Source organism: Ancylomarina sp. 16SWW S1-10-2 (assembly GCF_009669305.1).
GTDB lineage: Bacteria > Bacteroidota > Bacteroidia > Bacteroidales > Marinifilaceae > Ancylomarina.
In genome coordinates, this window is the sequence record NZ_SADB01000008.1 from 20540 (window position 1) to 45121 (window position 24582).

At 34.0% G+C, this 24582-nt stretch carries 25 protein-coding genes; 17 read left to right on the plus strand and 8 right to left on the minus strand.

Annotation, left to right across the window (positions count from 1 at the left end; all coding sequences use genetic code 11):
• Positions 1 to 130: 130 nt before the first annotated feature.
• From EMN46_RS08070 to EMN46_RS08090, 5 genes are all read left to right on the plus strand, one after another.
• Positions 131 to 1153: an alpha/beta fold hydrolase gene (locus EMN46_RS08070; protein ID WP_154200293.1), complete on the plus strand. Its 1023-nt coding sequence runs from the start codon at positions 131 to 133 to the stop codon at positions 1151 to 1153.
• A gap of 35 nt (positions 1154 to 1188) precedes the next feature.
• Positions 1189 to 1584 carry a hypothetical protein gene (locus EMN46_RS08075; protein WP_154200294.1) on the plus strand — a complete coding sequence of 132 codons (396 nt, stop codon included), beginning with the start codon at positions 1189 to 1191 and terminating at the stop codon, positions 1582 to 1584.
• 93 nt (positions 1585 to 1677) lie between these two features.
• Positions 1678 to 2415: an SDR family oxidoreductase gene (locus tag EMN46_RS08080; RefSeq protein WP_154200295.1), complete on the plus strand. Its 738-nt coding sequence runs from the start codon at positions 1678 to 1680 to the stop codon at positions 2413 to 2415.
• A gap of 289 nt (positions 2416 to 2704) precedes the next feature.
• Positions 2705 to 3148, plus strand: a complete 444-nt coding sequence (locus EMN46_RS08085; RefSeq protein ID WP_154200296.1) for a nuclear transport factor 2 family protein — start codon at positions 2705 to 2707, stop codon at positions 3146 to 3148.
• Between the two features lie 79 nt (positions 3149 to 3227).
• Positions 3228 to 4133 carry an AraC family transcriptional regulator gene (locus tag EMN46_RS08090; RefSeq protein WP_154200297.1) on the plus strand — a complete coding sequence of 302 codons (906 nt, stop codon included), beginning with the start codon at positions 3228 to 3230 and terminating at the stop codon, positions 4131 to 4133.
• 53 nt (positions 4134 to 4186) lie between these two features.
• On the opposite strand, the gene EMN46_RS08095 is transcribed toward EMN46_RS08090, so the two are convergent.
• On the minus strand, positions 4187 to 4783 hold the full coding sequence (locus EMN46_RS08095) for a TetR/AcrR family transcriptional regulator (protein WP_154200298.1): 597 nt from the start codon (positions 4781 to 4783) through the stop codon (positions 4187 to 4189).
• Between the two features lie 556 nt (positions 4784 to 5339).
• On the opposite strand from EMN46_RS08095, the gene EMN46_RS08100 reads away from it, so the two are divergent.
• The 10 genes from EMN46_RS08100 (at position 5340) to EMN46_RS08145 (ending at position 14726) form a co-directional block, all read left to right on the plus strand.
• On the plus strand, positions 5340 to 6119 hold the full coding sequence (locus tag EMN46_RS08100; RefSeq protein WP_154200299.1) for a hypothetical protein: 780 nt from the start codon (positions 5340 to 5342) through the stop codon (positions 6117 to 6119).
• A 183-nt stretch (positions 6120 to 6302) separates the two neighbouring features.
• Positions 6303 to 7214, plus strand: a complete 912-nt coding sequence (locus tag EMN46_RS08105; protein ID WP_154200300.1) for an oxidoreductase — start codon at positions 6303 to 6305, stop codon at positions 7212 to 7214.
• 184 nt (positions 7215 to 7398) lie between these two features.
• Positions 7399 to 8550: a metallophosphoesterase gene (locus tag EMN46_RS08110; protein WP_195715218.1), complete on the plus strand. Its 1152-nt coding sequence runs from the start codon at positions 7399 to 7401 to the stop codon at positions 8548 to 8550.
• Between the two features lie 124 nt (positions 8551 to 8674).
• Positions 8675 to 9439, plus strand: a complete 765-nt coding sequence (locus EMN46_RS08115; RefSeq protein ID WP_154200302.1) for an EFR1 family ferrodoxin — start codon at positions 8675 to 8677, stop codon at positions 9437 to 9439.
• 5 nt (positions 9440 to 9444) lie between these two features.
• Positions 9445 to 9927 carry a hypothetical protein gene (locus tag EMN46_RS08120; protein ID WP_154200303.1) on the plus strand — a complete coding sequence of 161 codons (483 nt, stop codon included), beginning with the start codon at positions 9445 to 9447 and terminating at the stop codon, positions 9925 to 9927.
• A 78-nt stretch (positions 9928 to 10005) separates the two neighbouring features.
• Positions 10006 to 10656: an SDR family oxidoreductase gene (locus EMN46_RS08125; protein WP_154200304.1), complete on the plus strand. Its 651-nt coding sequence runs from the start codon at positions 10006 to 10008 to the stop codon at positions 10654 to 10656.
• A 197-nt stretch (positions 10657 to 10853) separates the two neighbouring features.
• The gene (locus tag EMN46_RS08130) at positions 10854 to 11981 is read left to right on the plus strand and encodes an NADH:flavin oxidoreductase (RefSeq protein WP_154200306.1); all 1128 of its coding nucleotides are present in this window, start codon (positions 10854 to 10856) and stop codon (positions 11979 to 11981) included.
• A gap of 31 nt (positions 11982 to 12012) precedes the next feature.
• On the plus strand, positions 12013 to 12753 hold the full coding sequence (locus EMN46_RS08135; RefSeq protein ID WP_154200307.1) for an SDR family oxidoreductase: 741 nt from the start codon (positions 12013 to 12015) through the stop codon (positions 12751 to 12753).
• A gap of 54 nt (positions 12754 to 12807) precedes the next feature.
• The gene (locus EMN46_RS08140) at positions 12808 to 13707 is read left to right on the plus strand and encodes a haloalkane dehalogenase (protein WP_154200309.1); all 900 of its coding nucleotides are present in this window, start codon (positions 12808 to 12810) and stop codon (positions 13705 to 13707) included.
• Positions 13708 to 13814: 107 nt separating this feature from the next.
• Complete coding sequence (locus tag EMN46_RS08145) at positions 13815 to 14726, plus strand: AraC family transcriptional regulator (RefSeq protein WP_154200310.1); 912 nt, start codon at positions 13815 to 13817, stop codon at positions 14724 to 14726.
• A 164-nt stretch (positions 14727 to 14890) separates the two neighbouring features.
• Here the strand turns inward: EMN46_RS08145 and EMN46_RS08150 are convergent, their stop codons facing one another.
• Positions 14891 to 15352, minus strand: coding sequence for a hypothetical protein (locus EMN46_RS08150; RefSeq protein WP_154200311.1), 462 nt, complete (start codon positions 15350 to 15352; stop codon positions 14891 to 14893).
• Positions 15353 to 15590: 238 nt separating this feature from the next.
• Between EMN46_RS08150 and EMN46_RS08155 the strand changes: the two genes are divergently transcribed.
• Positions 15591 to 16862, plus strand: a complete 1272-nt coding sequence (locus EMN46_RS08155; RefSeq protein ID WP_195715219.1) for a DUF1566 domain-containing protein — start codon at positions 15591 to 15593, stop codon at positions 16860 to 16862.
• Between the two features lie 237 nt (positions 16863 to 17099).
• Here the strand turns inward: EMN46_RS08155 and EMN46_RS08160 are convergent, their stop codons facing one another.
• The 4 genes from EMN46_RS08160 to EMN46_RS08175 form a co-directional block, all read right to left on the minus strand.
• Positions 17100 to 17570, minus strand: coding sequence for a redoxin domain-containing protein (locus tag EMN46_RS08160; RefSeq protein WP_154200313.1), 471 nt, complete (start codon positions 17568 to 17570; stop codon positions 17100 to 17102).
• 124 nt (positions 17571 to 17694) lie between these two features.
• Positions 17695 to 19584: a monovalent cation:proton antiporter-2 (CPA2) family protein gene (locus tag EMN46_RS08165; protein WP_154200314.1), complete on the minus strand. Its 1890-nt coding sequence runs from the start codon at positions 19582 to 19584 to the stop codon at positions 17695 to 17697.
• Between the two features lie 11 nt (positions 19585 to 19595).
• Positions 19596 to 20189 carry an NAD(P)H-dependent oxidoreductase gene (locus tag EMN46_RS08170; RefSeq protein WP_154200316.1) on the minus strand — a complete coding sequence of 198 codons (594 nt, stop codon included), beginning with the start codon at positions 20187 to 20189 and terminating at the stop codon, positions 19596 to 19598.
• Positions 20190 to 20860: 671 nt separating this feature from the next.
• Entirely contained in the window at positions 20861 to 21403 is a 543-nt protein-coding gene (locus EMN46_RS08175) for a DUF4269 domain-containing protein (protein ID WP_154200317.1), read from the minus strand.
• Positions 21404 to 22164: 761 nt separating this feature from the next.
• On the opposite strand from EMN46_RS08175, the gene EMN46_RS08180 reads away from it, so the two are divergent.
• On the plus strand, positions 22165 to 22686 hold the full coding sequence (locus tag EMN46_RS08180) for a lactoylglutathione lyase family protein (protein WP_154200318.1): 522 nt from the start codon (positions 22165 to 22167) through the stop codon (positions 22684 to 22686).
• On the opposite strand, the gene EMN46_RS08185 is transcribed toward EMN46_RS08180, so the two are convergent.
• A complete protein-coding gene (locus tag EMN46_RS08185) occupies positions 22662 to 23033 on the minus strand; it encodes a helix-turn-helix domain-containing protein (protein ID WP_154200319.1) in 372 nt (123 codons plus the stop codon). The two genes, EMN46_RS08180 and EMN46_RS08185, sit on opposite strands and share 25 nt — an antisense overlap.
• A gap of 443 nt (positions 23034 to 23476) precedes the next feature.
• Positions 23477 to 24019: a DUF4269 domain-containing protein gene (locus tag EMN46_RS08190; protein WP_154200320.1), complete on the minus strand. Its 543-nt coding sequence runs from the start codon at positions 24017 to 24019 to the stop codon at positions 23477 to 23479.
• Between the last annotated feature and the right edge of the window lie 563 nt (positions 24020 to 24582).

Sequence of the window (24582 nt, forward strand, 5' to 3'; positions counted from 1 at the left end):
GAGGGAAAGTTGAGAATAGAATTACCCAATCAGCAATTAGTATACAAAACACCGTAATAAGTATAAACAGAAGTTCTCAACTACCTCTACATTTGTATCATACAATTTTAGAATATTAAAAGAAAAAATCATGAAGAATATAATTTTAACTGAAATGAACAGAGTAGCAAAAATATTGGTATCTGCTCTTGTTTTTATTGGGTTAACAGGAACTGCGGTTTATGCACAAACAGCTGACCCAGTAATCTTTAACAAAGATGCCAACAACAAAAAACAACGTCCATTTATTGTCGACAAAAAAGAGTATCCATTCAAAAGTAATTGGTTCGAAAAAGATGGTATTTCAATGCATTACATTGATGAAGGAGAAGGGATTCCGATTGTATTAACACATGGAAATCCTGACTGGTCGTTTCTAAACCGAAACATCATTAAACAGTTATCGGGCGAAGCACGTGTGATTGCTTATGATTTACCTGGATTTGGTTTTTCAGATACACCACAAAATTTTGATTATACACCACAAGAATATGTTGAATGGATAAGCGCTCTGCTATTTGAGCACTTGAAACTGGACAAATTTATTATCGTAGTTCAAGATTGGGGAGGTCCAACAGGTTTATCTGTTGCCACAAGCAATCCCGATCATATTTTAGGTTTGGTAATTAGTAATACTTGGGCTTGGAAAGCGGAAGGTAAAATGGTAGAATTCTCAATGCAGATGAGAACACCTGAAATGGAACAAAAAGTTATCGATGAAAACTTTTTTGCAACAGCACTTATGCAAAGTTCAATCAACGAAAAATCGCGTAACAATAAAGCTATTACCGATGCTTATGCAATGCCTTTCCCAACAAAAGAATCTCGAAGAGCAACTGCCGCTTTTCCTCAACAGATTACCTTGGCTGAACCTTGGTTAGAAAAATTAGAAGGAAAATTAAGTACACTTAAAGATAAACCTGTAGAACTTATTTTCGGGTTAAAAGATGATGTTGTTGCTTCACAGCACATTCAAGACAAATGGCGCACCTATTTCCCTAAAGCTCCAGTGCAATTATTACCAGATGCTGGTCATTTTACACAAGAAGATAGTCCAGAGAGTTTTGTATTTTCGCTTCGTAGAATGATGAAGAAAATAAAATCAGGAGAGTAAATTAATTTATTGACTAACAAAAAAAATACTGTGCTATGCAAAAATTATCAAACATCTTTCGAAAGATAGTTCTAATAACAGGTATTCTAAATTTTCCTATCGGATTAATGATGATAGTACCTGCTTTCATTAACCCAAATCCTGAAACACTTATCACAACTGTAGTTGTTGGTGCTTTTATAATGTTTGCGGGTGCAACACTTGTTTGGTCTTCTCGCGATTTGCAAACACGAGCTTCAATTGTGGTATGGAATGGATTGGTAAGAGCCATTGGTGTATTAACTGTTATCTACACAACAACTATTGGCAATGTTCCTATGGAGCAAATCGTAATTACAGGATTGGATTTAATGCTGGCTCTTATTTATACAATTGGGAGCGTTAAAGTTACGGGAATCTCATTCGGAAAATTGTTATCGGGAAAAAGTTGAGTGCAGAATAATAAAGAACAAGTCTGAAATTAGTATAAATAGAAGTACTCAAGTGCATCTATTTATACTATATATTTTAAAAAATGAAAAGATATGAATAATATAGAAGGAAAAGTAGTCGTAATTACCGGAGCAAGTAGTGGTTTAGGAGAAGCAACTGCTCGTTATTTGGCAGAAAAAGGAGCAAAAGTGGTTTTAGGTGCTCGTAGATTAGAAAAATTAGAAATTATTGCTGCTGATATCAAAAGAAATGGTGGAGCAATAGAAATACTAAAAACGGATGTTACCAATGCTAATGATGTAAAAGCTTTAGTAAAAAAAGCGATTGACAGCTTTGATAAAATAGATGTTCTTGTAAATAATGCTGGTATTATGCCTCTAGCACCACTCAGCGCTTTAAAAGTAGACGAATGGGATAGAATGATTGATGTAAACATAAAAGGTGTTTTATACGGAATTGCAGCAGCTTTACCAGAGTTTCAAAAACAAAAGTCGGGTCATTTTATCAACTTAGCATCTGTTGCTGGATTAAAGGTGAGTCCTGGTGGAGCCGTTTATAGCGGAACTAAATTTGCAGTTAGAGCCATAAGTGAAGGGTTACGTCAAGAAGTTGGTAAAGACATCAGAACCACTATACTTTCACCCGGTTTAATTGATTCTGAATTACAATTAGGAAGCTCTGACGAAGCAACCTCTCAATTTGTACAACAGGTTTATAAAGATGCAATTCCAGCTATTTCTATAGCAAAAGCTGTAGCCTATGCTATCGAACAACCTGACGATGTAGATATTAATGAGCTTGTAATTCGTCCTACTGTTCAGGAATTCTAAATAATACTATTCTAAGACCGTGCAAATTAATTCCAGAAAAAGGTATAAGAACAATTAAAACGGAAAGACCAAAAAATCCTTATAATGCGACTATATCAAGGGAAGATGTAACTAATAATATTACATGTTATCATTACAAATGAGAAAGATAAACTATACGAACTTTATAGTGGAAATGAATCTATTGAATCTGCATTAAAAAATGAAGTCTGAAAAGTTTCTTTGAATATGAGTTGAGATTGGAAAAATTAGTGAAAGCTAATGGTTTTGAAAAGTAAAGGATATTAAAATGAAACACACAGTAGAACAAAGAATAAAAAGATTAGAAGATTTAGAAGAGATCAGAACGCTTCAGGCTATTTACGGCCATACTGTCGATAAGGGCTGGGCTGGCAAAGAAATAGATATGGAAAAACTGGCCGAAATATTTACTGAAAATGCCACTTGGGAATGCCCTGACTATAAAATATCGGCAAAGGGTCTTCAGGAAATTGTTGAAACCTTCAAGGCAATGGATGCCGAGCATAAGTTTTTCTTGCACAGTTTCACCAATCCGATCATTGATATTGAAGGGGATAAAGCAAAGGCAAAATGGATCCTTTTTTCTCCCATTATGCCTGAGAATCGTGTAAATTGCTTGCTTGCAAGTTACGATAACGATTATGTACGGACATCGAAGGGATGGCGGCTTCAGGCACTTCGACTTCATATTGCCAATTTTCTGGGTGAGTAAAGCGCTTTGGTAAAATGGTTTTAGAACACTTAAATTCAGAGAACTATTTGCTGAGTTTAAAAGATAATATCCTGAAATAATGAAAGATATACATAGATTAGAAACGATAAGCCAGGTTTGTGATTTTTTTAATATAGAAAAGCCCAAGCATCCTTTGGTAACTGTAATTCCACATGGTGTAACCATGAATGAGAGTTTTAGTGGTAAGACTGTAGTTACAGATTTGTATCAGGTAATTTTAAAACCTAATGTTGATGGTTCCTTTTCTTATGGAAGAAATACATACGATTTTCAGGAAGGAACTCTTGTGTTTATTAAACCCGGACAGGTGATTACCATACCTCACTGGAATGATAATAAAGCAGAAGGTGGTTGGGTGTTATTATTTCATCCCGATTTGATTCGAAAATCAGAATTAGGCAAACATATCGATGATTATTCTTTTTTTTCTTATGATTCGCACGAAGCACTTCATTTATCGGATGAAGAGAAAAAGGAACTTTCCGAAATAACTGAGAAAATTAAAAAGGAATACAGCCAGAATATTGATAAACATAGCCAAAAACTAATTATCTCAAACATTGAACTGATACTAGATTATAGTACACGATTCTACGATCGTCAGTTTTATACCCGAACCAATCTTAACAAAGATATAGTGAGTCGTTTTGAGCAATTATTGAAAGATTATTACAATTCAGACAAGCAGCTTGTTAGTGGACTTCCCACAGTAAATTACTGTGGAACTGAGCTCCATATGTCTTCCAACTATCTTGGCGACATGCTAAAAAAAGAGACAGGACGGAATGCCCTAGAGCATATTCATTTTTATGTGATTGAAAAAGCAAAAACTCAACTTTTGAGCTCTTCAGAGCCCGTTGGGCAAATAGGATACAGCCTTGGTTTTGAGTATCCTCAGCATTTTAGTAAAATATTTAAGAAGAAAGTAGGCATGACTCCGGCAAAGTATCGAAGTATGAATTAAGAATTTATTCACAATATGTTACAATTAAGCTTCTCAAGACCGAGAGGCTTTTTTTATTTATATGAATTAGAAAAATCACTTAATACAGTGATAAAGAAAGGACTTGATATTGCTACCATTTTGTCAGTATCCCATGTTCTGCCAGTAGTCACCCATATATCATAAACTGTTTTGGTAATATGAGCACCTGCTTTAATCATTGATTTACCTTCAAATGAAGTAAGGATAATATTTGCATTTGGATAGAACTTTTCCGTAAATATTTTGGCGGTCTCTTGAAATAGCTTTAACAGAACATCATCTAAATCAATGGATTTAAGCATTTTATATGTATCGTTTTGAGTATGCCAGTAATCAAAGACAATTCTTAGGAATTTATTAAACGAACTTTTAATGGATGAATTTATACTATAAAGTTTCTCAGTTTCTTCTTTTATATAAGTTAGATATTCTCTTTCATAATAATAGTATACCACATCTTGCAGCTGATAAAAATGAGTATAAAATGTTTGTCTAGCATAGCCAGCTTCTAGACATAGATCTTTTACCTTTATGGGTTTACCTGGATTTTTATAGATAAGTTCAAAAAAAGTATTAGCTATTGAATCTTTAGTACGACTAACCTGATTATCATTATTTCTACTTGTCATTTTCGCGATTTGTCCAGTTCTATACAGATTAAAAAAATGTCTATTGACCTAGTATTAGATTCAATATACATTTGCAAATATATTAATTTAAGCGATGAAGCTTTTGTCTAGGGAAAAAAGCTTTTCATTCTTAAATATGTAATAATCATTTATATTTTAACCTAAAACAAAATCTCCGGTAGTTGAAGCCCTTGACTTGGTTGTAACTAAACTACAAAAATCTATAAATGAAGGAGTAGAGTCAACAGTTTTTAGCGGTAAAATTGAATCTGAACTATTGGCAAAAACCATTAATACCTACTGTTTTGGCTTATTGGTTGATTCTAGAATAAGATCTGAGGATTACGCTGATGTAGAGAATAAAAATGAAGTCAGACAAATTATATATCATATGCTTGGTTATCAACATTAATTAATAAACAATAATAAAATAAACATTATGGGAACTTTTACAATTTACATTTTTCAAATAATTACGGTCATACTTGGTAGTGGGCTTCTTGTCTACATGTTATGGAGGGGATTAATACTTTTATCTTCCAAGGGATTAATTAAAATGAATGTTAAGAACTGGAGTAGGAAGAAGAAAATACTTCTTGGGCTTATCAGTTTAATAGCTATTACGCTTGTTCTATATCCTCCAACGGTACGCTCATGGATGGAGAAATGGGGAACAACCGAAATAGAAAGGAATATGACTTTGCCGGATGATGATTTTATTTCTAATCCTAAAGTTGTTACAAATCATGCGATAACAATTGACGCTCCACCTACAGAGGTTTGGAAATGGCTGGTACAGGTTGGTGGATACAGAGCAGGTTGGTACAGCCTTACATGGGCTGAAAACTTATTTGGCATGGGCATATATAACAAATATGAGATTCGTCCGGAATGGCAAAACCTGGAATTAGGCCCATTATGTTTTAATCAAATTGGTGATTGTTGGCCAGTAGTGGATATCGAGCCTGGAAAATATTTGGTGCTTCATATTGACAACCGAGTAGATGATTCCGATTGGGACAGCATTTTTTATGCAAGTACTGGTGAAACAGTCAAATTAAGGATGTGGAAATCCTTTCCTGATGATGACTATCTAGATCTAACATCCTGGATATTATATATTGAAGAACTTCCAGATGGGAAAAGCCGTCTAATCTCACGTATGCACAAGACTTGGGAAACGGAAAAACCTATTCAGAATTTCATGTTTAAACTGTCAGGCGAAGAGATGCATTGCCTTATGGATATTGAAATGCTCAAACAAATCAAAGATTGTGCTGAAGGAAATGCTTCTAAATATACAAATACACCATTACCTGAAGGTGGCATTAATTAGCTTAATAGTTTTTTAATGTGAAAACTTGAAAAGCCAGCATATCTGCTGGCTTTTTTTGTTTTCTGTAAAATGTATTAGGCAAACTGTAAAAGGTATACATGGGTGGATTTTTGTTTCGATACATTTGTATCAATTAATAACAAAAGAAATTTCATCAGTAATAAGCATATAAAAAACACAGATATGAAAAATTGGTCAATGAATAATGTTGAATCTCTTTCCGACAAGACTATTGTTGTTACAGGTGCAAATGCAGGTCTTGGTTATGAAACTACATTAGCTTTGGCTAAAAAAGAAGCTAAGGTAGTAATGGCTTGTCGTAATGCAAGTAAAGCCGAAAAGGCAAAACAAGAGATATTGAAAAAAGCTCCTAAAGCAAAGCTAGAGATTATGACTTTAGATTTAAGCAGTCTTAAGTCTGTTCGTGCCTTTGCCAATAACTTTTTGAAAACACATAAGCGTTTAGATGTACTGGTGAATAATGCCGGTGTAATGATTCCTCCATATTCTGCAACAGAAGACAATTTAGAATTGCAGATGGCCGCTAACTATTTTGGGCACTTTGTTCTTACAGGATTACTTTTAGATGTATTAAACAACACAGCAGGGGCAAGAATTGTAATGTTAAGTAGCAAAGCGCACGAAAGCGGCAATATCGATTTCGACAATTTGAATTCCGAGAAATCTTATTCTAAGATGGGGGCTTATAGCCAGAGCAAATTAGCTTGCTTAATGCACGCTCAGGAACTAAACCGTCGCCTGTTGGTAGCAGGCTCAAAAATAATTGCAGTTGCGGCACATCCTGGAGCATCAAATACAGATTTGGCACGTCACACTCCTAAAGCTCTTTACTATATTCTGTATCCAATTATTCCTTTATTTACACACAAACCTGAAAATGCAGTTTTGCCTCAATTGATGGCAGCTCTTGATACTGATGTGCAAGGTGGTGATTATTTTGGACCCACCGGATTTGGTGATATGAAAGGGAAGCCTGGAAAAGTTACAGCAAAGCCACATGCTTATATCGAAAGTGTAGCTAAGAAACTCTTCGACGTATCGGAAAAACTTACCGCTTTTAGCTACAAATTCTAAATCAGAAAAAAGTTTAAATCTATCGTTATAAATTTATGATTGAACAAAATCATCTCATACTTTTAGCTAGAGTTCAGATAGAGAGTTGGTTATGTTGGTTTTTTTGTCAATCTATAAAACAGATTGGACAATCAGTAATAGATGTAAGTCTCTTGAAATAGAGCCATATAATTTTGTGTTAAATATGAAACAATCAATGATGGTCATTTTTATTGCAATTGCACTCATAATTTTTGGGACAGTTGCTTGGTATATATACAGTAGAGGAGCTTTGGCATTGGAAGGAAATAGTATGTTATCTGCTTTTACCTGGGCATTCTGGCTTTTAGTAGCCACGTTTTTTGTAGGTCAAATATTGGAACGAGGAGAACCAGGAGTCATTGCCACTATAATTAGTCGAATAGGTTCGGTAGGTTTAGCATTATTTTTATACCTTTTTTTATTCGTTTTATTTGTAGATTTTGTGAGGGTTTTACAGCATTATTTTCACTTTATTCCAACTTCGCTTACTTCAGGAATTCTATCTGGTAAAATGCTCTTTATTTATGGTATTTCACTAAGTACAATGATCACAATAGGAGGTTTTATAAATGCCCGTAATCCTATTGTTAAAGAAATAAATTTAGAAATCAATAAAAAGGATTCTAAACGTGATTCTCTCAAAGTGTTGTTAGCAACAGATGTTCATTTAGGTGTCATGTTGGGCAAAAATCATGTTCAAAAACTAGTCAGGCAAATAAATGATCAAAAGCCAGATATAGTGTTGTTTGGTGGCGATTTAGTAGACCATAATCCAAAACCTGTAATGAAACAAGATTTGGGGATATATATCGAGAAAATTAATGCTCCACTAGGCGTATACGCAGTAACAGGAAACCATGAATTTATGGGAAACCCAGATGTTACTATCGATTATTTTACAAAACATGGTGTTACCTATATTCGCGACACAATATTCAATATAGATGGAATAGTACAAATTTTAGGTCGCGACGATAAAGATAAAAGTCAATTTACACAAGAGGTAAGGAAAAGCTTAGACGAAATAATGAATAATAGCATTTCCAATCTACCTTTATTGCTTGTAGATCACCAACCAGTTGAATATGATATAGCCTCGAAAAAGGGTGTGGATTTAATGATGTCTGGACATACACACAAAGGACAATTATGGCCTCTATCAATTCTTACAAACTTGGTGTACGAAAATCATTTTGGGCTAATGCAAAAAGCAGACACATGGTTTTACACATCGTCGGGCTATGGAACGTGGGGACCGCCGGTGCGTGTAGGCAATAGACCCGAATTGGTGGTTTTTAATCTTTCATTCAAATAAGTGTTGGCCCTGTATTTTGATATAGATAATAATCTGTAAAATGTATTAGTCAATCAGTGATAGATGTTATTCCAAGTGGTTTTATCCATATAGTTTTGCATCTATTAAATCAACATATAATAAAATGATAATCTATTTTTCAGGCACCGGAAATTCTCTAACAGTTGCACAGAATATTGCCACTGGTTTAAATGAGAAAGTAATGCATATGAATGAAGCCAAAAAGCTCAAAACTATTAATGATCGTATTATTGGCTTTGTGTTTCCTGTACATAATTACGACATTCCTCCTATGCTAAAAGCTATTATCGAAAAACTAGATTTCCCTATGGTTAAATATTCTTTCGGCATAATAACACATGGTGGAGATAAAGGAAATACTATGTTTTCTTTAAAGAGTTTGATGAAAGATAAGGGCAGTGATTTACATTACTATAGCGATGTGTTAATGCCTGTAAATAGCAGGATTATGTACGGTTTACTTACCGATAAAATTGAGGAGAGAATTAGTGATTCGAAAACCAAATGTGATGCTATCGTTAATGATATTAAGGGAGAGAAGCAAAATGCGCAAAAAATCAGGAAGAATCACCTGATTGCTGTAATGCATAATTTAGCTGATACCAATTTTCTTAAAAAGCGATTTACGCCTGTTGTTGACACTGATTTATGTACCAATTGTGGTATTTGTCAAAGTGTTTGTCCTGTAAATAATATTTCAGTAATAAAAGGTAAGGCATTTATTGGAGACTCTTGCGAGCAATGTACTACATGTATGCATTGGTGTCCTCAAGTAGCCATTCATTATGGAAAAAGAAAGGTGCGCAAAGAGCAACAATACCATAATCCTGAAATAAAACTGAAGGATATTTCCAAAAGAAATCTTTAAAAGATATGACTAAGCTAGAACAAAACTATGGGGTATTTCTAGGTCTTATAAACAATGAAGATATTGAATTTGTAAATAAGATAAATGATACCATGCTTCATGACAATTATGCTTCTAAAATAGAGCATAAGAAGATCCTATCTATAATAAGTTATAGGAATAGAAACACCAAAAAGGTCGTTGTAAATATAACATTTAAGAAAGGGGTTTTGTCAGTAAAAATAGTGGGGCAACATATTTCGAGTTACGAGGGTTTTCTCGAAGAGTTACCCAATACAATGATTGAGAATATTGAAAACTCGTCTGATTGCAAGCAATTAATTGACCCTTCGGCATGTTGGCAAGCTTGCGAAATGGGGTCTGTTTTTAAGCTTAAAGGACAAAAATTAGCGAAATGCAGATACCATTGTTTTTCCTTTGATGTAGAGAATGAAAATAAGACTGGAATTAATGCTTTTATAGACATGGAGCGTAAATATCAGCTCTAGCAGTAAGTATCGTAAAATTAAAGTAAAATAATATTCTTGGTGGGAATATGTGATGAAATAATAAAAATATAAAATCAGATGAAATCAAAAAATAAAAAAACATTAGTTATTGGTGCTGGCGGTCAAATAGGAAAAATATTGATTGAGCAATTAGAAAATAAAGGAAGCTCGGTTGTTGCCTTGGTTCGCAGTGAAAGTAAAGCACAGAAATTTGCAGATTTAGGCGTAGAAACAGTAATAGCTGATTTGGAAGGAGATTTTGAACATGCTTTTAAAGGATGCGACAGTGTTGTATTTACTGCTGGTTCTGGAGGATCAACAGGTGATGATAAAACACTTTTAATCGATCTTTGGGCGGCTGCGAAAGCTATAGATTATGCAAAAAAGAATAATATTCAGCATTTTGTAATGGTAAGTGGTTTGGGAGCCGCTAATCCCGATGAGTTTGTAACAGAAATAAAACCCTATTTAGTGGCAAAGCATTTTGCAGATCGTTATTTAATGGAAAGTGGTTTGCCATATACTATTCTGCGTCCGGGTAGTTTAATAAACGATAACGGCACAGGTTTAATTAGAACGTCTAGACCAGCTAAATTTTCAGATCTAATTATTCCAAGAGAGGATGTAGCTAGCGTAATAAATTATTCTCTTTCGAATAATAAGATGAAAGGTAAAGTAGTTGAGTTTTTTAGTGGAAATGAATCCATTGATACTGTTTTTGATATTTAAATTTAAGCATGTGAATATTTTATTCTAATGGCATATTTCACTTGACTATGCTGAGAATAACTAAGCAAAAAGGTTGGCATGTGTCATCCTTTTTTGTATTTTTAAAAGGTATTCATACGACTAAAACTCAAAATCAGTAATAGATATTATTTCACGCAATTTTTGGAGTGTATTTTTACAATATAAATTTTAAAGTTATGAATTCAAAAGAAGCATTTAAACCTGCCTTAATAGGTGGAATTGAATTGAAAAATAGATTTGTACGATCGGCTACTAGTGATCCTATTGCAGAGAATAATGCGCCCAGTCAAGAAATAATTAATAAGTACGAAAAGCTCTGCGAAGGAGAATTAGGATTAATTATAATGGGCTATTTGGTGTTTTCTAAAACAGATCATTATTCTGAGAAAGATCTTTCAATGAATAATGATACGATATCTGGGTTTAAGAAAGTAACTGATATGGCTCATAATTATGGCACAAAAATAGTTGCTCAACTTAATCATAATAGTACCCAGCTATTTTTCAAACCAGAAGGAAATGTTTATGGCCCATCGGAATATACCGATCCTGTGTCTGGTATTATGGCTACTGCTTTTTCGAAGGAGCAAATTCATGAATTAATAAAAGAGTACGGTCAAGCAGCAGCTTGCGCTAAAGATGCGGGATTTGATGGTGTTCAGCTTCATGCAGCCCACGGTTATATGCTCAATAAATTTTTGAGTCCTGTTTTTAATAAAAGAACAGATGAGTACGGTGGCGATTTAGAACGTAGAATGCAAATTGTTATTGACATTTTAAGAGAAATAAAAAATGTATGTGGCAGTGATTTTCCAGTTGGAATAAAGCTAAATAGTTCCGATTTCGATTCTGAAGATAAAGGTGTAAATGAAGCAGATTTTCTAGTAATTAGTGAGAATCTTTCTTTAAAAGGAATTAATTCGATAGAAGTAAGTGGTGGCACATTGGCTGGTGTTTACAGTTTTTCTCGCGCAAAAAAACACTCAGCTTACCATTTCGCTTCTGCCAAAAGACTAAGTGAAATAATAACTACCTCTGTAATACTGGTTGGCGGATTAAGAGATGTGGATGAAATAGAGACTATTCTAAACGATACAAATATTGCTGCTGTTTCCCTTTCTCGTCCATTGATAAGAGAACTCGATTTGGTGAAACGATGGATGAATGGAGATCGATCAAAAGCAAAATGTGTGGCGTGTAATGGTTGTTTTAATCACAAAGGTGTTCAATGTTTCTTTACCCTTAGCAAAGAAGAGCAGGATGTACAAAGACCTGTAATGAAAATGATGCAATCGAATAATTAGAATACATAAATAATCAAAAAAAAATAATATCATGAAAAATAATATAGAAGGAAAAGTAGTCGTAATTACCGGAGCAAGTAGTGGTTTAGGAGAAGCAACCGCTCGTTATTTGGCAGAAAAAGGAGCAAAAGTGGTTTTAGGTGCTCGTAGATTAGAAAAATTAGAAATTATTGCTGCCGATATCAAAAAGAATGGTGGAGCAGTAGAAATACTAAAAACAGATGTTAGCATTGCTAATGATGTAAAAGCTCTAGTAAAAAAAGCGATTGACAGCTTTGATAAGATAGATGTTCTTGTAAATAATGCTGGTATTATGCCTCTAGCACCACTCAGTGCTTTAAAAGTAGACGAATGGGATAGAATGATTGATGTAAACATAAAAGGTGTTTTATACGGAATTGCAGCAGCATTACCAGAGTTTCAAAAACAAAAGTCAGGTCATTTTATCAACCTAGCATCTGTTGCTGGATTAAAGGTGAGTCCTGGTGGAGCCGTTTATAGTGGAACTAAATTTGCAGTTAGAGCCATAAGTGAAGGGTTACGACAAGAGGTTGGTAAAGACATTAGAACCACTATACTTTCACCCGGTTTAATTGATTCTGAATTACAATTAGGAAGCTCTGACGAAGCAACTTCTCAATTTGTTCAAAACGTTTATAAAGATGCTATTCCTGCTATTTCCATTGCAAAAGCTGTGGCGTATGCCATCGAGCAACCAGATGATGTTGATATTAATGAATTGGTAATTCGTCCTACAGTACAAGATTTTTAAGCTTGGATTAGCAATACAATTCAAAATGAATATTCATAAAATAAGAATTAAATCATGTCAAATATAAAACCGATTTCCGCAGCCTTTCCATTTGAATCTAAATTTCAAGAAGTATTAGATTCTAAAATGCATTATGTAGATGAAGGAGATAAAAATTCAAAACATACCTTTTTACTATTGCATGGTAATCCTACATCAAGCTATTTATGGCGTAATATTATTCCTCATTTAAGCCCTTTAGGTCGAGTAATTGCTCCTGACCTTATCGGAATGGGAAAATCAGATAAACCCGATATTGATTATACTTTTAAAGATCATATCGAATATTTAGATGCGCTTATTGAAAAATTAGCTTTAAAAGATATTATTCTAGTAATTCAAGATTGGGGCTCTGGTTTAGGTTTCAATTATGCCAATCAGCATAGAGAAAATGTAAAAGGGATTGTGTTTTTTGAAGCTATGGTTCAAGTTTCTTATTGGAAAAATACGACTAAAGAGACCGAAACATTATTCAAAAAATTTCGTGATCCAAAAGAAGGGTATGAAATGATTGTGAAAAACAACTTCTTTATTGAAGCTATGCTGCCTATGATGGCGGGCAGAGAATTAACTAAAGAAGAAATGGACCATTACCGGGCTCCTTATTTGGAAGAAAAGAGCCGTAAACCACTGCTTATGTGGCCAGGTCAAATTTCGTTTGATGGTGTTCCAAAATTTAGCACTGACATTGTTAATTCATATAATGAATACCACAAAAATTCAGCTATTCCTAAGTTGCTCTTTTATGCTGAACCAGGACTAATAATTAATCGAGAATTAGGTGAGCATATAGCTGAAACTTGGAAAAATATTACTGCAGTAGATTTAGGTGAAGGAAAGCATTATCTACAAGAGTCACATCCACACGAAATTGGGGAAGGTATTGTAGATTGGTATAAAAAAACAGTGAAGTAATTGGAAGAAAAGTGGTGAATAAGAAGCAATTACTTCAGCCTTAAAAAGTAATTAGTATCTTTATAAATAGATAATTTACGCACCCAGTCAAGCTATTAATTTGTAAAATGAAAGATATACACAGATTAGAAACAATAACGCAGGCTCATGAATTTATGGGTGTTGAAAAACCAAAACATCCTTTGGTTAGCATTTTTTGTCATGAGAAGATGTACTCTAATCGGGAATTAATTGGGAAAGCCGTTACTACCGATATGTATCAGGTCGTTTATAAAATGAATACTGACGGTTCGTTTGGTTACGGACGAAACACCTACGATTTTCAGGAAGGAACTATGTTGTTTCTTAAGCCTGGGCAAGTTATTACAATGCCCGAATGGGAGTTTAATGAATCAAATGGAGGTTGGTCTTTGTTTTTTCATCCCGACTTAATTAGGAAATCCCCACTTGGACATATTATTGACGATTATTCATTTTTCTCGTACGATGCAAACGAAGCACTTCATTTGTCGGATGATGAAAAACAGACCATAGCTGAATTGCGCGACAAAATAGTAAAAGAATATAGTTTGAATATTGACAAACACAGTCAAAAATTAATTGTAGGTAGCATTGAAATGATGTTGGATTATTGTACCCGTTTTTACGATCGCCAATTTTATACCCGCGAAAATATAAATAAAGATTTAGTGAGTAAATTTGAACACCTTTTGAAGAAATATTACAATTCAGGATTGGCTTTAAAAGAAGGTGTTCCGACTGTGAAATATTGTGGTGCTGAATTAAATATCTCGGGAAATTACCTAAGTGATTTACTAAAAAAGGAAACAGGAAGAAACGCACAAGACCATATTCATTCTTTTGTTATTGAACAAGCAAAAAATAGGCTTGTTAACTCAACCAATACCGTTTCGGAAATTGCTTACGATTTAGGATTTGAATATCCTCAATACTTTTCTCGTTTGTTTAAAAAGAAAACCGGGCAAACTCCCTTGGCATATCGAACAGCACTAAATTAAGATATACGTTTATCTATCAAAAAGAAAATCGGACAAACTATGGTGGGCTTGTCCGATTTTTTATTTTGTAAATAGTATTCATTTCTCAGTTAAAAGTATACAAGCATTAATTGAATGGTTTGCTAATAAGACTTACTGTTTTTACTTACACAAAGTGTTATGCTTTATATTATTTCCAAGTCTAGCTGTCTTCCTTCGTCACAGGCTTTTTTATCCATACTAGAACCTATAGCCATTCCAATTAGCATGCCTATTGGCAATCCTATTCCCATTAATCCCATATTCCCTAGGCTTGTTCCCAAGGCAACTCCCAGAGGAACTCCAAATACCGCCATTCCAACTGCCAACCATGTATTTCTATAATGATTTTTCGTTACAAGCTTGAGTTCTTTTTCGAGTAAATTAATAATTCGCGATTGAGTTTTAGATATTAGTTTCCTCAATTCTTTTTCTGAGTCAGTAAATGTGTTAATAGCTTCAATACCCCTATTGATAGAACTTATAATTTCATTGGGAAGTTCTTTTTTGTTCAGATGATTTATAAATTCTGAGAATTGAGCATATTCACTATTGAGTTTCTTATTTTGGTCGAACTCGGTTCTTTTTTTAAGTTTTATTAATTCCATTTGTCAATTTTAGGCTGATAGGCTTGAGTTATTATTTGTTCATGTTCAAATTTATTCAAAATCTCTCACAGTTTTGATAGATCTTAAAAAAACAATTCTCAATATTAAAATACGTTATTCTTTACCATAAATCGAACTCGTTGATAAAATTGCCCAATTCGTTGATTGTTTTTTCTAATTAAGCAATACCTCCCTTTCTTTGAATTACTAAATAAAACAATCAAATAAATATACGATGATGGAAAAATTCAGAATCCCGAAAAGATCAATTGCTTTTGCCGTATCAATCGGTTTAGTATCTGGTTTATTATTTACATCTTGCGATGATGATAATGACGACGAGGATACAAATGTAACAGAGTTAACGGTTAACAACTATGTACAAATTGCTTCTGGGCAAACCACCTTATATGATCATGACGGTGCAGTTGTTTCTTCATTAAATATTGGAGATGCGTTTTACGGACAAGATGCCAGTTATTTAAAAGGCAAAGAAATGAGTTATCAGGATAATGGTAACGAAACGGTTACCGACAATAATACAGGTTTAATGTGGCAGCAGATACCTACATCCGATGAATTTACTTGGCAAGAAGCAGTTGACTATTGCAATGATTTAGAATTTGGCGGGTACGACGATTGGAGAATGCCTAACTTAAAGGAACTTTTTTCAATCAGTGATTTTTCTACTGGATGGCCCTATATCGACACCGATTATTTTCATCTTGCAAGTGGTGAAGTTTCGAAAGACGAGCAATATTGGTCGAGCAACTTCTATGTTGGAACAACTGTAGAAGGCGGCAATAAAGCGGCTTTCGGAGTTAACCACGTAACTGGTCACATTAAAGCTTATCCTGCAGAAATGCCTGAAGGTGCTGGTCCTGGCAATGACGGAGCTCCTACTGATGGAGGAACTCCTCCTCCAGGCGATGGCAATGCTGCTCCAACAGGAAATCCTTTGGCGAAATACGTTCGTGCCGTTCGTGGTGGTGAATATGGAATTAATAAATACACCAACAATAACGATGGTACTATTACCGATAGTGCTTCTGGCTTAATGTGGGCACAAAGTGATAATGGAGAAACTATGAATTGGGAAACCGCTTTAGCTTATTGCGAAGCTGCTGAATTAGCTGGATATAGCGATTGGAGAATGCCAAACGTAAAAGAATTGCAAGGTATTGTTGATTATTCTTATTCTCCAAGTGCTGAAATTGCAGAAAATGTTGGGGCTGCTATTGATCCAATATTTAGCTGTACACCAATTGTAAACGAAGCGGGTAACGACGATTATGGCTACTATTGGACAGGAACATCAGCTAACTTTACATCAGGTGAACCTTACTATTATGCATGGTATGTTGCTTTCGGAATGGCTGTTAATGCTGAGGGTGAAGACCTTCACGGCGCAGGAGGTGTTCGATTCGATACCAAATATGAAGGTGGACCTTTGGGCGAAGGTGGTGAAAGATATTACAACTATGTACGTTTAGTTCGCGATGCAAACTAAGTTTTTCTGAATTAGCAGATTAAAAATCCAGCAAGGGACTTTCCTTTGTTGGATTTTTTATTTCCTCTAAATTTCGATTATATACTAAGGAGAAATCTTATATTTTATGATGCATTGTTATAAAATCTGGCTGTTGATTAATTCTTTCGTATTGTAATTGGCAATCAACAAAAAATAAAATTGTTTTAGATCTAGGAATAGCAAATTGCCCAATAGGGAAATGTATTTAACACTGTTTTATGCAAGAAGTTCTTCCAAGGCATACATTAATCTATTTTGAGCCCCTTCCTGAGAGCCAAAAATAGAACGGGATAGCTGTCCATCGGCGGTGATCAACAACCATTGAGGTGTTCCTTCTGATTGAAATAAATCATACACTTTATGTTCTTGGTCCAAGTAAATAGGGAAGGGTAATTCATTTATTGTAAAAATACTTTTCACATCCTCTTCGGTAGTTCTGTTTTTACCAAAGTTGGAATGAATACCAATGACCTGAAGTGTTTCAAATTTCTGTTGACATTGGTAAGCAAAAGGAATTGCTCTACCGGTACAGCCTAAACATTGATTGTTATAAATTATGATTAGAAGAGGTTTTCCTTTGTATTCCTCCATCAAATTAATTTCAGTAGAATTAAAATCTTGCACCTGAATAGATGCTATGTTCGTATCTTTATTTGTGAAATTTGCTGCTTCCTTATCTGGTTTCATATCTTTAATTTTGAGATTTACATGTTGTTATAAGCTTATAAACAGAAATTACATGAAAGGAAATAAGATCCCAATACTTCTAGTTTCCGTTTTTTTTGAGTCAAAAACAGTGTTAACCAATAATTTATATTTTACCCTCTCCAAATTCCTTAATAATATCTGAAGCATCCCACCCCATATCTTTTTCTTTATGGAAATCTTCTTTTTCCTGCAACATAGATTTTTCAAGGAATTGCATTCTTTTTTTGGCTTCAGAGATTAATAAAGACTTGTCTTGCCAAACCTCACTTAATTCTGGAATAAATTTTTCTACATTTTTTCTATAGGTTTTTGATGCGCGAAAGGACTCATGTCTTCTGTGGCCCAAATAACAAAGTGCATCGGTTCCCATTCTTAATGCAGAATCTAAAAAATCTAATTGTATACGATCTACACCCTGTTCTATTAAACTATAGGAGCTTAAAAAGGATTGGCTTCTTACAACAAGTTTTAACTTGGGATAATTTTTTTTAACTGTCGCTACAATTTCTTTTGTCTTATTAGGATCGTCAACGGCTACGATTAAAAGATCTGCTTCAGCTGCTCCTGCTGCTTTTAATAAGTCGTTGCGAGATGCATCTCCATAGAAAACTTTTAAGTCAAACTTTCTCAAAAGATCTACATTATCGGGATCAATATCCAGATAAGTGGCATAAACACCATTGGCTTGCAAAAATCTTCCAATAGTACTTCCATATCTACCAAACCCAGCGATGATTACTTTTTTATCTTCCTGCATTTCATCAGCTTCTTTTACACTTTCTTTGGTGCCAAACCGGGGTTGTATCAGTTTCTCGTTAAACAACATTAGTAGAGGAGTGAGCGCCATAGAAATGGCAACTACAGCTATTAATGGGTTCGCTACATCGCTTGATATAATGGAATTGGAAGTAGAGAAGGACAGGAGCACAAAGGCAAATTCGCCACCCTGTGCAAGTGAGAAGGAGAAGATCATATTTTTATCGAGACCCATCTTGAAAAAGTAACCAATAACAAATAAGACTACAAACTTTACAGCTATCAGAATAGCTACTAAGCCAAAAATTAATTTTGGACTCTCTGCAATCAAATGAAAGTCGATAGAAGCTCCAACAGCGATAAAAAATAAGCCTAGGAGTAAACCTTTAAAGGGTTCTATGTCAGTTTCTAACTCATGTCGGTACTCACTTTGTGCCAAAACCACACCAGCTACAAAAGTACCCAATGCAGGACTTAGGCCTATCATGGTCATAAGAGCCGCTGTTGAAATTACCAAGAGTAGAGCTGCAATAGTGAATAATTCCCTTAAATCGGTTTTGGCTATAAAACGGAACGCTTGACTAATTAAATATTTTCCGGCAAAAATAATAGTAGAAATCACACCTAAGGTTAATAAGGTTGTTCCCCAAATAGGCCAACCATCAACCCAGGTAGAGGAATGATGAGCCACATCAGTTGTTTCTGTTACCAATCCTTTAATTGCCAAATAAGGAAGGATTGCAAGAATAGGAATCACTGCAATATCTTGAAACAAAAGAACAGAGAAGGCATTTTGTCCTGCTTCGGTTTTCATGAGCCCTTTTTCGTTTAAGGATTGAATAACAATAGCTGTGGAAGATAGCGCAAAGGTAAGACCAATGGCTAGACCCGTTTGCCAGGCAAATCCCATTATAATGGCAATGCCCATAATTATAGCCGCTGTAATTCCTGTTTGAAAACCACCCAAACCGAAAATAGATTTGCGTAATTTCCATATCATAGAAGGTTGTAATTCGAGTCCGACAAGAAACAACATCATCACGACACCAAACTCAGCGAAATGCATCACGTCTTGTCCTTCTTCGCCAATAAACCCAAAAAGGAATGGTCCAATAATAATACCTGCTAGGAGATACCCCAATACTGAGCCCAAACCGAGCTTCTTGGCTACAGGAACAGCAACAACTGCAGCCGTTAAGTAAACCAATGCCTGAAAAAAGAATCCACCTTGTTCCATATTAATCTCTTCTATTTATTGGTGAAATAATCATTAAAATATTCTCTATTGGCCAAATCATCTAAATTGATGGTTTCATCTCGTAGACCAGCTAATAATTCCAAATAGGTCGTTTTATGCTCTAGGACTTCTTGCTTGGTAATAGAATGCGTACCATGAACCACAAAAGGAGGTAGGTAATTCATTTGACAAAGATTGGCCATTTGTTCGAAAGGTCTTAATAATTGTCGGATAGTAAACTTATTATAACCTTGCTGACAGTAGGCCATTTTTTCTCCTCCTGCGGTTAAAACTTGAAATATGAATTTACCTTTTAGTTTTATCCCTTCGTGTCCATAAGCCCATCCGTGGTTTAAAACCAAATCTTGCCATTCCTTGAGAATAGCGGGTGTACTATACCAATAAAAAGGATGATGAAATATAATGATATCGTGTGCATCTACCAGTTTTTGCTCAGCTTCAATATCAATATCCATTTCAGGGTAAGCCTGATAAAGATCGTGCAGCGTAATGCCTTCCATATCATCAACACCGTGAATCAGTATTTTATTTATTCTAGATTTTTGAAAAGCGGGATGAGCAAATAATATGAGTATCTTTTTCATGAAAAGATTTTAAGGTTAAAAGTAGAATGTTGAGATGACAAATCTAATCAATTTCTGAATAGTTGAATTTTCAATCTATTAGACAAAAAGTGGTGTGTTTAAATTGAAATTTCAATGACAACTATTGTTATTGAATTGTAGATGCTAGTATAGCCCCAAATGATATGCCGGTTGTTGTTGTTGTTGTTGTTGTTGTTGTTGTTGTTGTTGTTGTTGTTGTTGTTAAATGGAGACGATTCATGTTAGGTATTTCATGACATATTTTGATGTTTGGTAGTGGTGCGTATAAGAATAGTTTAATTATGTTTGCGAGGTTTGTTTATAGAATTTTTTTTGAAAAGGAAAGCTTGGTTGTCACAATTTGTTATTTTATTTCAATTTATTGATAATGAATTTAATATTAATTAAAAAATTTCAATCTCTTTGAATTGTTCTCTTGTGATTTCTTCGATATTTTCCAAAAAGCATTAGAAATTTCAATGATTCTAACATAAAAAATGAACCTAAATAGGTTCATTTTTTGCATAGTTATCTTGAGTTGATTTAAAAAGAGCTATCAAATTTTCTTGATTAAATACTAATGAAAATGTATCAAGGAAATCAGAATAATAAGAAGACTCTTTTTTTCATAGTTCTAAATCTTTACGTTTTAGTTTTGTCATAGAAATTCGCTAGTTTATTTCCGATTCAAGTTCCAAAAGTGATCTGTTGTGATTTTGCTTTAATCCCAATTCCATGCTGAATGCAGGTTCTGTTCTGTAGCCTTTATGTTTCAAATCAACAATTCGTTTCCGAAAAGCTTCCCCCCTTTGGTTGAGTAGTCTATCTTCTATGATCATGTGTCTATAAGCAATCTGATCTTTTGTATGAATATTTTGTCCAAAAATTTCAACTTCAAATTCATCCATAATAAAATACGCAAAGGTATCTTGGGTTGGTTGCTCTACGGTTTCCCATATCCTAAAGCCTATTTGGTCACCAAACTCTGCTGTAAGAATTTTTTTAAAATAAGCCTGATTCTCACAATAGCATATTACATCAAGGTCGCTACTCTCTATATCGATATTAATTGGAATTGTACCAACAAGTATTGGGTCAAACTGTCTAAGTTTTTCTAATACCTTGTGCTTAGTTAGTAGCTCGTAAGCTCGTTGTTGCTTTTCATTTCCATTTCTCAAGTAATCAATTTTTTCGAAGCTAGTGTGTGTATTCATGATTATTTGTTTTTGTGATACGATACAGTTGCAGCCTATCTGGTTTGTGCTTATTAATATACGAAAAAACGCATAATTATTTGACCTAAATAGGCAATTATTTTTCAATTTTTTTCATGGATGATTACTAGCTAAGTTTTTTAGCCATTTAATGGCTATTTACAACACTAATACGGCGTTCTAATATGGCAATATCGGGACGTTTTCCCTCCTTTTGTTTTTTATTTAGAGTGTCTTAAATTCATGTATATGGTGCTGACTTTAACGCTTAATATTTTCAGGGAGGATAATAGCTCGTAAGCTCCAAAAATCTTTTATTTTGATTCCTTTATTATGGTATTAATTATCTATAAAACATTGTGATAAGGTATTTTAATTCAATTTCCTTTTTTCCGATAGACTTAGCTGGTGCACGAGTACCCTTATGTATCTGATTAAATTTTCAGATTAATTATAAAATTATCTGTAAACCTACCGCTCATGTTGGGCAGTACTTGCCATACGAACGCTTAGTTGTTACCCCTCGTTATTATTTTGCTCATTAAATTATTTTCATTTTTTTTTCAGATGAAAGTCCTTATTAATCTGAATTATACACATTCGTGTAAGTATGTGCATTGAATGTAACTTATTGTATTGTTGATTGTTGTGTTGTAGGTTTGTGTCGTATTTAAAGAGAAATATTAATGAAAAAAACTTTAATTTTAGTTGTCGGCATACTTCTGTTTTCAACTATTAGTTATTCATAAACAACAAATGATATGAGTAATTTAAATGAATCTGTAAAAACTTACCCAAGAGCATTCTCACATATTGGAATTACAGTACCAGATTTGGATGCAGCCGTAAAATTTTATACCGAAGTGTTGGGCTTTTACACGATAATGCCACCAACCTTGGTAAAAGAGGAGGACAAAACAGCCATAGGAAAAATGTGTATCGACGTATTTGGTAAAGATTGGGGAACATTCAGAATTGCACACCTTTCTACTTCAGACAAGATAGGTTTTGAGCTCTTCGAATTTAAGCAAAGCAAAGATTTAAAACCTCGTTTTGAACCTTTCCGTACAGGTTTGTTCCATTTTTCTATTCAAGATTCTGATGTGGAAGGATTAGTGAAGAAAATTGTTGCTGCTGGAGGAAAACAACGTATGCCAATAGATGAATATTATCCTGGAGAGAAGCCTTACCGTATGTGTTATGTTGAAGATCCTTTCGGTAATGTTTTCGAAATTTATTCTCATTCATACGAACTTCACTATTCCGATGGAGCGTATAAGTGATGCGTTTTTGCAAAATCCTGTCCCCATTTATCTAATTCAAGGATGATGGGGATAAGCGATTTGCCTTCTTCTGTTAATTCGTATTCTACTTTAGGTGGTGTAACTGGGTAGACTGTACGTTTAACCAACTTATCCTTTTCCAGTGCCCTGATAGAATATGTAAACATTCGGCTAGAGATACCCGAAATGCTTTTTTGCAACTCACCCGAACGCATACAGCCATCCTTAAGGTGAAAAATAATTAAGCTCTTATGTTTATCTCCTGTTAGTTGTAAAGCAAAGGCTAAAGAACAATTATATTTTTTGTCCTTATAGTTTATTATTCTTTTATCTGCGAGATTATTCATTATTACTCTTTTAAGTAGGGGTAAGGATTCGTTTGTTATTTATATAGGTAAGGACTTTATCGCTTGTGTAATTGCCTGTAAATCACTATTGGGGTTATTTTCACTCTAAGCTAGGATTAATATTCAGGCTAAAGATAAATAATGTACAGTTGTTTCAATTTATTAAATTTGATAATGAATCAATTTTAATTGAAAATTTTTAATCTCTTTGAAATATTTTTTGTGATTTCTTTGATGTTTTTCCGAAACAAACTTTAAGTTTTATTGGTCCTAAAATAAAAAATGAACCCATAAGGGTTCATTTTTTACAAGTTATTGTTGAGCTGATTTTAAAAGAGCCTTAAATTTGCTTGATTAGAATAATCATAAAAAGGCTCTTCTCTTTCACAGCTCTATATATTTTTAGGTTCTGGTATTGTCGGAAATTCGAATTTAGGAATTCTTTAACTCATTTCCGATTCTAGACCTAAAAGCGCATTATAGGAATTTCCCTGTAAACCCAATTCCATTCTAAATGCAGGTTCTGTTTTGTAGCCTTTATGCTTCAAATCAACAATTCGTTTACGAAAAGCTTCACCTCTTTGGTTGATTAGTTTATTTTCTATAATCATGTTTCGATAAGCAACTTGTTTTTTTGTAGGAATATTCTTTCCAACAATTTCAACTACAAATCCATCCATAATAAAATATGCAAATGTATCTTGTGTAGGTCGATCTACGGTTGCCCATATTCTAAAACCTATTAAATGACCAAATTCCGCAGTAAGGAGTTTTTTAAAATGATCCCGATCTTCACAGTAGCATATTATATCAAGATCGCTACTTTCAATATCGATATTTATTGGAATTGTACCAACAAGTATTGGGTCAAACGGGCTAAGCTTTTCGAGTACCCTACATCTAGTCAGCAAGTTGTAAGCACGTTGTTGCTTTTCATTTCCATTTTTTAAGTAGTCAATGTTTTCGAAGCGAGTGTGTGTTTTCATGGTGGTTAGTTTTTGGGGTTAGAAACAGTAGCAGCCTGTCTGACTGATGTCTATAATATACGAAAAAATGATCGAAAATATGGCCAAAATCCCCAACTATTTTGTAATTTTTTTTTTTGATAATTATTAGCTAATATTTTCATTTATTTAATCGACATCCACAGGACTAATACGGTGTTCCATCATGGCAATATCACTTCATTTTTCTACCATTTTGTTATTCTGTTTTTAAATTCTGCTTTTAGTAAATCTATGTTTATGGTGCATACTTAAAGGCTCAATATTTTCAGAGAGAATAACAGCTCTTAAGCTCCAAAAATCTTTTATTTTGATTCCTTTATTATGGCATTAATTATATATAAAACATTGTGATAATGTATTTTAATTCAATTTTCTTTTCCATTTTTCCGATATTCTGAGTTGGTGCACGAATACGCTTATGTATATGATTAAATTTTCAGCTGATTTATAAATTTGCCTGTTAACCCATCGTTCAAGCTGGTTAATTACTGCCATTATCTATAAATCATTATTGTGTGGTGTTTTTAAATCAATTCGCTTTC

What these genes read in the sequence shown, in the direction of transcription:
- EMN46_RS08070 (WP_154200293.1), top strand. Translation starts at nt 131, where the DNA reads ATGAAGAATATAATTTTAACTGAAATGAACAGAGTAGCAAAAATATTG.
- EMN46_RS08075 (WP_154200294.1), top strand. Translation starts at nt 1,189, where the DNA reads ATGCAAAAATTATCAAACATCTTTCGAAAGATAGTTCTAATAACAGGT.
- EMN46_RS08080 (WP_154200295.1), top strand. Translation starts at nt 1,678, where the DNA reads ATGAATAATATAGAAGGAAAAGTAGTCGTAATTACCGGAGCAAGTAGT.
- EMN46_RS08085 (WP_154200296.1), top strand. Translation starts at nt 2,705, where the DNA reads ATGAAACACACAGTAGAACAAAGAATAAAAAGATTAGAAGATTTAGAA.
- EMN46_RS08090 (WP_154200297.1), top strand. Translation starts at nt 3,228, where the DNA reads ATGAAAGATATACATAGATTAGAAACGATAAGCCAGGTTTGTGATTTT.
- EMN46_RS08095 (WP_154200298.1), bottom strand. Translation starts at nt 4,783, where the DNA reads ATGACAAGTAGAAATAATGATAATCAGGTTAGTCGTACTAAAGATTCA.
- EMN46_RS08100 (WP_154200299.1), top strand. Translation starts at nt 5,340, where the DNA reads ATGAATGTTAAGAACTGGAGTAGGAAGAAGAAAATACTTCTTGGGCTT.
- EMN46_RS08105 (WP_154200300.1), top strand. Translation starts at nt 6,303, where the DNA reads ATGAAAAATTGGTCAATGAATAATGTTGAATCTCTTTCCGACAAGACT.
- EMN46_RS08110 (WP_195715218.1), top strand. Translation starts at nt 7,399, where the DNA reads ATGAAACAATCAATGATGGTCATTTTTATTGCAATTGCACTCATAATT.
- EMN46_RS08115 (WP_154200302.1), top strand. Translation starts at nt 8,675, where the DNA reads ATGATAATCTATTTTTCAGGCACCGGAAATTCTCTAACAGTTGCACAG.
- EMN46_RS08120 (WP_154200303.1), top strand. Translation starts at nt 9,445, where the DNA reads ATGACTAAGCTAGAACAAAACTATGGGGTATTTCTAGGTCTTATAAAC.
- EMN46_RS08125 (WP_154200304.1), top strand. Translation starts at nt 10,006, where the DNA reads ATGAAATCAAAAAATAAAAAAACATTAGTTATTGGTGCTGGCGGTCAA.
- EMN46_RS08130 (WP_154200306.1), top strand. Translation starts at nt 10,854, where the DNA reads ATGAATTCAAAAGAAGCATTTAAACCTGCCTTAATAGGTGGAATTGAA.
- EMN46_RS08135 (WP_154200307.1), top strand. Translation starts at nt 12,013, where the DNA reads ATGAAAAATAATATAGAAGGAAAAGTAGTCGTAATTACCGGAGCAAGT.
- EMN46_RS08140 (WP_154200309.1), top strand. Translation starts at nt 12,808, where the DNA reads ATGTCAAATATAAAACCGATTTCCGCAGCCTTTCCATTTGAATCTAAA.
- EMN46_RS08145 (WP_154200310.1), top strand. Translation starts at nt 13,815, where the DNA reads ATGAAAGATATACACAGATTAGAAACAATAACGCAGGCTCATGAATTT.
- EMN46_RS08150 (WP_154200311.1), bottom strand. Translation starts at nt 15,352, where the DNA reads ATGGAATTAATAAAACTTAAAAAAAGAACCGAGTTCGACCAAAATAAG.
- EMN46_RS08155 (WP_195715219.1), top strand. Translation starts at nt 15,591, where the DNA reads ATGGAAAAATTCAGAATCCCGAAAAGATCAATTGCTTTTGCCGTATCA.
- EMN46_RS08160 (WP_154200313.1), bottom strand. Translation starts at nt 17,570, where the DNA reads ATGAAACCAGATAAGGAAGCAGCAAATTTCACAAATAAAGATACGAAC.
- EMN46_RS08165 (WP_154200314.1), bottom strand. Translation starts at nt 19,584, where the DNA reads ATGGAACAAGGTGGATTCTTTTTTCAGGCATTGGTTTACTTAACGGCT.
- EMN46_RS08170 (WP_154200316.1), bottom strand. Translation starts at nt 20,189, where the DNA reads ATGAAAAAGATACTCATATTATTTGCTCATCCCGCTTTTCAAAAATCT.
- EMN46_RS08175 (WP_154200317.1), bottom strand. Translation starts at nt 21,403, where the DNA reads ATGAATACACACACTAGCTTCGAAAAAATTGATTACTTGAGAAATGGA.
- EMN46_RS08180 (WP_154200318.1), top strand. Translation starts at nt 22,165, where the DNA reads ATGAGTAATTTAAATGAATCTGTAAAAACTTACCCAAGAGCATTCTCA.
- EMN46_RS08185 (WP_154200319.1), bottom strand. Translation starts at nt 23,033, where the DNA reads ATGAATAATCTCGCAGATAAAAGAATAATAAACTATAAGGACAAAAAA.
- EMN46_RS08190 (WP_154200320.1), bottom strand. Translation starts at nt 24,019, where the DNA reads ATGAAAACACACACTCGCTTCGAAAACATTGACTACTTAAAAAATGGA.